This is a genomic window from Pseudomonas citrullilanati, from assembly GCF_030580855.1.
Lineage (GTDB): Bacteria > Pseudomonadota > Gammaproteobacteria > Pseudomonadales > Pseudomonadaceae > Aquipseudomonas > Aquipseudomonas citrulli.
This window is the reverse complement of the sequence record NZ_JAUQOP010000002.1, coordinates 310,238-317,366: the sequence shown is the minus strand read 5'-3', so window position 1 is coordinate 317,366 and position 7,129 is coordinate 310,238. Positions and strand designations below refer to the sequence as shown.

The window sequence follows — 7,129 nt, the reverse complement described above, 5'->3', positions numbered from 1 at the left end:
ACAGCGCTATGTCTCGCGCTACAACATCAGCAGGCCTCACAGCTACAACGACTACCGGTCGCCAGTCGCGAAAGAGCGCTTGGCGGCGTAAACCTTAATCGGTGTCCAAGATTACTTGACCAGTTCAGCTTGCTCGCGATAGCGGTGCTTCAGTCAACATCAATGTGACAGTACTGCCGCCATCGCGAGCAAGCTCGCTCCCACAAGGTTCCTTGTATCGCCATGATCCGGGCAATAAAAAAACGCCCCTGGTCGCAGGACCAGGGGCGTTTTTTGTCAGGCGCGAACGTTACTTCGCCTTGACACCTTCAAACGAAACGTACAGCTCGACCGTGTCAGACGATGGGCCCAGGTCTTTCTGCTTGCCGAAGTCGGAACGCTTGATGCTGGTGGTGCCTTCGAAGCCGGCACGGTAGCCGCCCCATGGATCCTTGCCTTCACCCAGGAACGTGGCCTTGACCACCACTGGCTTGGTCACGCCCAGCAGGGTCAGGTCGCCGGTAACGTCGGCGGTTTCCTTGCCTTCGGCGTTCTTGCCGGTGGACTTGACGCTGGTGGAGACGAACTTGGCGTCGGCGAATTTGCCCGCGTTCAGGAAGTCGGCACTGGCGATGTGCTTGTCGCGCTCGGCGTGGTTGGTGAATACGCTGGCGGTGCGGACGTTGAACTCGATCTTGCTGTCTTCAGGCTTGGCGGCGTCGAAGCTGAACTTGCCGTCGATGTCCTTGAAGGTGCCGGTGATGTAGCTGTAGCCCAGGTGGCTGATCTTGAAGTCGACGAAGGCGTGCTGGCCTTCCTTGTCGACCACGTAGTCGGCAGCCATGGCCTGGCCGGCCAGCAGGGTGGAACCGATTGCCAGGGCGGCGAGCGTCTTTTTCAACATGCTTTCTATTCCTTTGGAGTCGAGGTTGAACATCAGGCTTGGCGCCCCAGCATGCGCTTGAGGGTCGCGTCACGGTCGATAAAGTGGTGTTTCAAGGCTGCCAACGCATGGAGGCCGGAAAAAATGACCAACGCCCATGCCAGGTACAGGTGGATCAGGCCGGCGACGTCTGCCTGGTCAGGCAGTCCGGACACCAGCGCGGGAACTTCGAACAGGCCAAACACCGGGATCCCGACACCGTCTGCGGTGGAAATCAGGTAACCGGCAATCATCACGGCGAACAACCCGAGATACAGGGCACCGTGGCCGACCTTCGCGCCGAGGCGGGTCAGGCGACCATAGGACGACAAGGTCGGTGGCGGCGGGCTGACAAAACGCCACAGCACCCGCAGCAGCATCACCGCCAGCAGCACCAGGCCAATGCTCTTGTGCAGGTCCGGCGCATCTTTGCGCCAGGTGCTGTAGTAGTCCAGGCCGACCATCCACAGGCCCAGGGCGAACAGCCCATACACCGCCAGTGCCACGCCCCAGTGCAGAGCGATACTGACCCAGCCATAGCGCGAAGAAGAGTTGCGTAGCTGCATTGCTCATATCCTGTAAAGACTGCGATCAAGACTAGCGACTTATCTATCGATTTAAAGCGGAAAATTTCGCTTTGAAATATCGAGAAATACGATCATCAGTCTGGGTGGGGTGGGTTAAGGAAAGATTAAAGGGAAATGGTGATTGGCGGCGGGGCGTACGACAGCCGCTGGGTGGCGATTGGCTTTTCTTGACAAGCGAACAGGCAAGCTTTGTTGGGCCCGCTTTAGAAAATATCCCGGGACGTTTCCCAAAACCAAAGTGGATCAAGATCTGGTTGAGGATGTGGAGCCTGCTGGTTAAAAAAGCGGCCTCTTTGGTCCAGGCGATTCACCTAAAAATGATCGACCCGTGGCGAGGGAGCTTGCTCCCGCTCGGCTGCGAAGCAGTCGCAAACCGGCGGGCGCGGTGTGTCTGATTCACCGCATCGGGCAGGTTTTGGGGCCGCTTCGCGGCCCAGCGGGAGCAAGCGCCCTCGCCACGGGTTTGTCCGTTGTCCTAAGTGAAAAGCATCAGGCCCTTGAGCCCCGTTCTTTCCATGAGCGTTACTGAGCCTTTGTCTCAGCGGTCGTCGCCGGCTTCTTGGCCGGCTCAGCCTTCTTCACCGGCGCCTTGGCCGGGGCTTTTTTTGCCGGGGTCTTGGCGGCGGGTTTCTTTGTGGTGGTTTTGGCCGGGGCCTTCTTGGCAGGCTCGGCTTTCACCGGCGCCACAGGCTTCGGCGCTTCTACCGGTGCAGGTGCAGGTGCAGGCGCTGGAGCGGGTGTCGGGGCTGGCGGCGCGACCGGTTCCGGTGCCTTGGCTGGCTCCGGCTTCTTCTCGTCGTTCGAACCACCGAACAGGTTGGTGAAGAAATTGCCTTTCTTGGCCGCGACGGCGCCCGCTGCGGCTGCCGCGACCGGCGCCACCTTGGCCGGCTCGAACGACTTGCCCGCTGCCAAGTCTTCAACCTGGCTGGCCGCCCGTTGACCGCTGCGCAGCGCGCCTTCCAGAGTGCCTGGGTACAAGGTGTCGGTGTGTTCGCCGGCAAAGGCTACGCGTTGCAGCGGCTTTTCCCACAGGCGCCAGTATTTGCTGATCTGGCCCGGGCCGAAGGCCAGGTAGGCGCCGCCCATGGACGGGTCGGTGCTGTAGCGGCGGATTTCATAGCCGGTGAACGCGCCACGGGCTTGTGGATAGAACGCGTGCAGGCGGATCAGCACCTGGTCGACCATCTGCTTGTCGCCGAAGGCCTGCATCACCCGGGCGTTGTCGCCGGACAGGTTGATGACCACGTTGGCACCGCCCTTCAGGGCCGGCTCGATCCACATCATGCCCAGGCCGGCGTTGCTGTAGATTTCGCCGGACATGCGCGCCTTGCTGTCCCAGACCGGGGTCTTGAACTTGAGCATGATCTGGTCGCGCCAGCCGTAGTTGGTGCCCTTGATCGCACCCTGGTGCTGGGCATCGAGGGCCGGGGTCAGTTGGATCTTGTTCAGCGCCCGCAGCGGCACGGCCAAGACCACGTAGTCGGCCTGGTAGCCGACGCTGCCGACCTTGACGGTCACGCCGTCCTTGTCCTGGTTAATCGCCGAGACCGGCGAGTTGGTCTTGATGGTTTTCAGTTGCTTGACGAACGCCTGGGCCAGCACCGGGCTGCCGCCGAGCAGGCGCGAAGCCCGCAGGTCGCGGTCGGACACGCCCCGGTAGACGCGGTTCTGCTGTGCGAAATACAGCAGCGACAGGCGCGAAGGTTCGTCATAGCGGGTGCGAATCTCCTGGTTCACCAGCTGCCGCGCGGTGGCCGGCAGTTGCAGACGGTCGAGCCAGTTGGACACGGTGATCTGGTCCAGCGCGTGCAACGTGTTGGTGGCCGCCGGGTTCTGGGGGTCTTCGATGGAGCGCGCCAGGTCGTCCAGGGTGGTTTCGTAGCGCTTCAGGGCTTCGGCTGTGGCCGGCTGCTTGGTCGCCAGGTCCGCTGCCGTGAAGTAGGCACCGTCGATCAGGTAGCTGGGGGTGCGCACGAACTCCGGCGCCGGCGTGGTGCTCAGCTTGAAGGTCGAGACGTACTTGTTCAGCACCGGCTGGGTCTTGTCATTGCCGATCCATTCACTGGTGGCCATGCCCGAGCGGCCGCCCAGGTCCGGTTTGGCCTCCAGCAGCGTCACGGCCCAGCCCTTGTTCTGCAACTCGTAGGCCGCCGTGAGCCCCGCCAGGCCGCCACCGACGACGATGGCCGTCGGTTGTTTGTCCTTGGCCAGCGCCGCAACGCTGAACAGCCCTATCATCACCAGCGCACAGGCGCGCAGCCAACCAGCAGACATTCAGCGAACTCCGGATTAAAACGTAGGAAATTTCAGTTGTTCGAGCCAGTCGGCTCAGGGAACGGCGAAGAATACGTCAGCCATCAAAACGCCGCCAGCGACGTCTATCGCCTGGGCCAAAGTAGCGCGGATGACACAATGGGTTGTCCGCGAGGCCGCCATTGCATAGGCTTGCGCGATTGTTTCGCCCGCGCCCGCCGCGAGCCGCCTCGAGGAGACTGTAGATGGGCCTGAATGACCAGTGGATGCAACGCGACCTCGCCGTGCTATGGCATCCCTGCACCCAGATGAAAGACCACGAACAGCTGCCGCTGATCCCGATCAAGCGCGGTGAAGGCGTGTGGCTGGAAGACTTCGAAGGCAAGCGCTACCTCGACGCCGTCAGCTCCTGGTGGGTCAATGTGTTCGGCCACGCCAACCCGCGGATCAACCAGCGGATCAAGGACCAGGTCGATCAACTGGAGCACGTGATCCTCGCCGGCTTCAGCCATCAGCCGGTGATCGAACTGTCCGAGCGCCTGGTCAAGCTCACGCCTGAAGGCCTGACGCGGTGCTTCTACGCCGATAACGGCTCGTCCTGCATCGAAGTGGCGATGAAGATGAGCTTCCACTACTGGGTCAATCGCGGCCGGTCCGACAAGAAGCGCTTCGTCACCCTGAGCAACAGCTACCACGGCGAAACCATCGCGGCGATGTCGGTGGGCGATGTGCCGCTGTTCACCGAGACCTACAAGGCGCTGCTGCTGGACACCCTCAAGGTGCCGAGCCCGGACTGCTATCACCGCCCCGAGGGCGTGAGCTGGGAGGACCATTCGCGCACGATGTTCGCCGCCATGGAGCAGACCCTCGCCGAACACCACGACAGCGTTGCCGCGGTGATCGTCGAGCCGCTGATCCAGGGCGCCGGCGGCATGCGCATGTATCACCCGGTGTACCTGAAATTGCTGCGCGAAGCCTGCGACCGCTACGGCGTGCACTTGATCCACGACGAGATCGCCGTCGGTTTCGGTCGCACCGGCACGATGTTCGCCTGTGAACAGGCCGGCATTACCCCGGACTTCCTCTGCCTGTCCAAGGCCCTGACCGGTGGCTACCTGCCGCTGGCGGCCTGCCTGACCACCGACGACGTCTACAGCGCCTTCTACGACGACTACCCGACCCTGCGGGCCTTCCTGCATTCCCACAGCTACACGGGTAATCCACTGGCCTGCGCGGCGGCCCTGGCGACGCTGGATATCTTCGAAGAAGACAACATCATCGAAACCAACCTGGCCCTGGCCCAGCGCATGGCCAGCGCCACCGCGCACCTGGCCGACCACCCGAACGTGGCCGAAGTGCGCCAGACCGGCATGGTGCTGGCCATCGAGATGGTCAAGGACAAGGCCAGCAAGACCGCCTACCCCTGGCAGGAACGCCGTGGCCTGACGGTGTTCCAGCATGCCCTGGAGCGCGGGGCGCTGTTGCGTCCGCTGGGGAGCGTGGTGTACTTCCTGCCGCCGTATGTCATCACGCCCGAGCAGATCGACTTCCTGGCGCAGGTCGCCAGCGAAGGCATCGACATCGCCACCCGGGACTCGGTCAGCGTGGCGGTGCCGGAAGACTTCCATCCGGGTTATCGCGATCCGGGCTGACACTGCGATGCATCGTTGGAACACCGTTGTGGCGAGGGGATTTATCCCCGTGGGGCTGCCTAGCAGCCCTCATTGCATACAACGCGATTTGCCTGAAGCATCGCGGTGTCCGGTCTTGGGGCTGCTGCGCAGCCCAGCGGGGATAAATCCCCTCGCCACAAGAGCGCATGACCCGCAATAGTGCCGAATCCAGATTCTGTAGAGAAAACACATGAGACTGTCCCGCTTCTTCATCGACACCCCCCTGAGCCTTGGCGACCACGAGCTGCCCGAGGCCCAGGCCCACTACATCGGCCGCGTGCTGCGCATGGCCGAGGGCGATGGAGTGCAGGTGTTCGACGGTTCTGGCCTGGAGTTTCGCGGCACGCTGGCCGAGGTCGGCAAGAAGCGCGTGCGGGTGCAACTGGACGAGCAGTTCGCCGGGCAGCCGGAATCGCCGTTACGCATTCACCTCGGCCAGGGCTTGTCCCGGGGCGAGCGCATGGACTGGGCGATCCAGAAAGCCACTGAGCTTGGGGTCAGCGCGATTACGCCGATTTTCAGCGAACGTTGCGAAGTGCGTCTCAAGGACGAGCGCGCCGACAAGCGCCTGTTGCACTGGCGACAGGTTGCGATCAGCGCCTGCGAGCAGTGCGGGCGCTCGACCGTGCCGGTGATCCACCCACCGTTGCTCCTGGCCGACTGGCTGAAGCAGACCGAGGCCGAGCTGAAGCTGGTGCTGCACCCGGTGGCCGAACCCTTGGTCAGCCATGCCAGGCCGCAGACCCTGGCATTCCTGATCGGCCCCGAGGGCGGGCTGGCCGATGCCGAAGTCGAACAGGCCAAGGTCGCCGGCTACCACGCCGCCCGCCTCGGCCCCCGCGTGCTGCGTACCGAAACCGCGCCGGTGGTGGCGCTGGCGGTGGCGCAGCAGTTGTGGGGGGATTTCTAATCGCTTGCGGCCACTGAAAGTCCCTGTGGGAGCGGGCTTGCTCGCGAATGCAATGTGTCAGTGACATCGATGTTGGCTGGCCCACCGCTTTCGCGAGCAAGCCCGCTCCCACCGTGAAACAGTGGTGTTCATGAATTCGGTGTGGGTCCATCGCTCAAAGCACATAGAACAAAATCGCCACGAAGTGCAGCAAGCTGCCGGCGATCACGAACAGATGCCAGATCCCATGGGCGTGACGCAGGCGGTGATCGAGGGCGAAAAAAATGATGCCCACGGTGTACAACACCCCGCCCGAGGCGAGCCAGGCAAACCCGGCGCTGCCCAGGGCTGCCAGCAACGGCTTGACCGCCACCAGCACGATCCAGCCCATCACTGCGTAGATCACGATCGACAGGATCCGAGCCTCGGAGCGCGGCTTGATTTCCTGCAGGATCCCGATCAGCGCCAGCCCCCAGACGATCCCGAACAGGCTCCAGCCCCACGGCCCCCGCAGGGTCACCAGGCAGAACGGCGTATAGCTGCCGGCGATCAGCAGGTAGATCGAAAAATGATCGACTTTCTGCATGATCTCTTTTCGGCGTCCGCGCACGCTGTGATAAACCGTCGACGCGCTGTAGAGCACCAGCAGGGTGAACCCATAGATCGCCACGCTGACGATTTTCCAGGGATCGCCAGTCAGCCCGGCAATCACCACCAGCCATACCCCACCGATAAACGCCGCGACCGCCCCGACCAAGTGGGTCCACGCGTTGAACCGTTCCCCGTGATACATCCAATACCACCTCACCTTTCGAAACAGGTG

Annotated in this window: 6 protein-coding genes; 2 read left to right on the top strand and 4 right to left on the bottom strand. The window is 62.7% G+C overall.

Annotation, left to right across the window (positions count from 1 at the left end):
• Window positions 1-289: 289 nt before the first annotated feature.
• From Q6A48_RS03020 to Q6A48_RS03010, 3 genes are all read right to left on the bottom strand, one after another.
• Window positions 290-883, bottom strand: coding sequence for a YceI family protein (locus Q6A48_RS03020; RefSeq protein WP_304551866.1), 594 nt, complete (start codon window positions 881-883; stop codon window positions 290-292).
• 32 nt (window positions 884-915) lie between these two features.
• Window positions 916-1,467: a cytochrome b gene (locus Q6A48_RS03015; RefSeq protein ID WP_304551865.1), complete on the bottom strand. Its 552-nt coding sequence runs from the start codon at window positions 1,465-1,467 to the stop codon at window positions 916-918.
• 543 nt (window positions 1,468-2,010) lie between these two features.
• On the bottom strand, window positions 2,011-3,765 hold the full coding sequence (locus Q6A48_RS03010) for a flavin monoamine oxidase family protein (protein ID WP_304551864.1): 1,755 nt from the start codon (window positions 3,763-3,765) through the stop codon (window positions 2,011-2,013).
• A 224-nt stretch (window positions 3,766-3,989) separates the two neighbouring features.
• Between Q6A48_RS03010 and Q6A48_RS03005 the strand changes: the two genes are divergently transcribed.
• Both Q6A48_RS03005 and Q6A48_RS03000 read left to right on the top strand, forming a co-directional pair.
• Window positions 3,990-5,396 (top strand): adenosylmethionine--8-amino-7-oxononanoate transaminase, encoded by a 1,407-nt coding sequence (locus Q6A48_RS03005; RefSeq protein ID WP_304551863.1) that lies wholly within the window; start codon window positions 3,990-3,992, stop codon window positions 5,394-5,396.
• A 211-nt stretch (window positions 5,397-5,607) separates the two neighbouring features.
• Window positions 5,608-6,327: a 16S rRNA (uracil(1498)-N(3))-methyltransferase gene (locus Q6A48_RS03000; protein ID WP_304551862.1), complete on the top strand. Its 720-nt coding sequence runs from the start codon at window positions 5,608-5,610 to the stop codon at window positions 6,325-6,327.
• A gap of 154 nt (window positions 6,328-6,481) precedes the next feature.
• Here Q6A48_RS03000 and trhA read toward each other — a convergent pair whose 3' ends face one another.
• A complete protein-coding gene (trhA, locus tag Q6A48_RS02995) occupies window positions 6,482-7,099 on the bottom strand; it encodes a PAQR family membrane homeostasis protein TrhA (RefSeq protein ID WP_304551861.1) in 618 nt (205 codons plus the stop codon).
• Window positions 7,100-7,129: the final 30 nt, after the last annotated feature.

What these genes read in the sequence shown, in the direction of transcription:
- Q6A48_RS03015 (WP_304551865.1), bottom strand. Translation starts at nt 1,467, where the DNA reads ATGCAGCTACGCAACTCTTCTTCGCGCTATGGCTGGGTCAGTATCGCT.
- Q6A48_RS03010 (WP_304551864.1), bottom strand. Translation starts at nt 3,765, where the DNA reads ATGTCTGCTGGTTGGCTGCGCGCCTGTGCGCTGGTGATGATAGGGCTG.
- Q6A48_RS03005 (WP_304551863.1), top strand. Translation starts at nt 3,990, where the DNA reads ATGGGCCTGAATGACCAGTGGATGCAACGCGACCTCGCCGTGCTATGG.
- Q6A48_RS03000 (WP_304551862.1), top strand. Translation starts at nt 5,608, where the DNA reads ATGAGACTGTCCCGCTTCTTCATCGACACCCCCCTGAGCCTTGGCGAC.
- trhA (WP_304551861.1), bottom strand. Translation starts at nt 7,099, where the DNA reads ATGTATCACGGGGAACGGTTCAACGCGTGGACCCACTTGGTCGGGGCG.
- Q6A48_RS03020 (WP_304551866.1), bottom strand. Translation starts at nt 883, where the DNA reads ATGTTGAAAAAGACGCTCGCCGCCCTGGCAATCGGTTCCACCCTGCTG.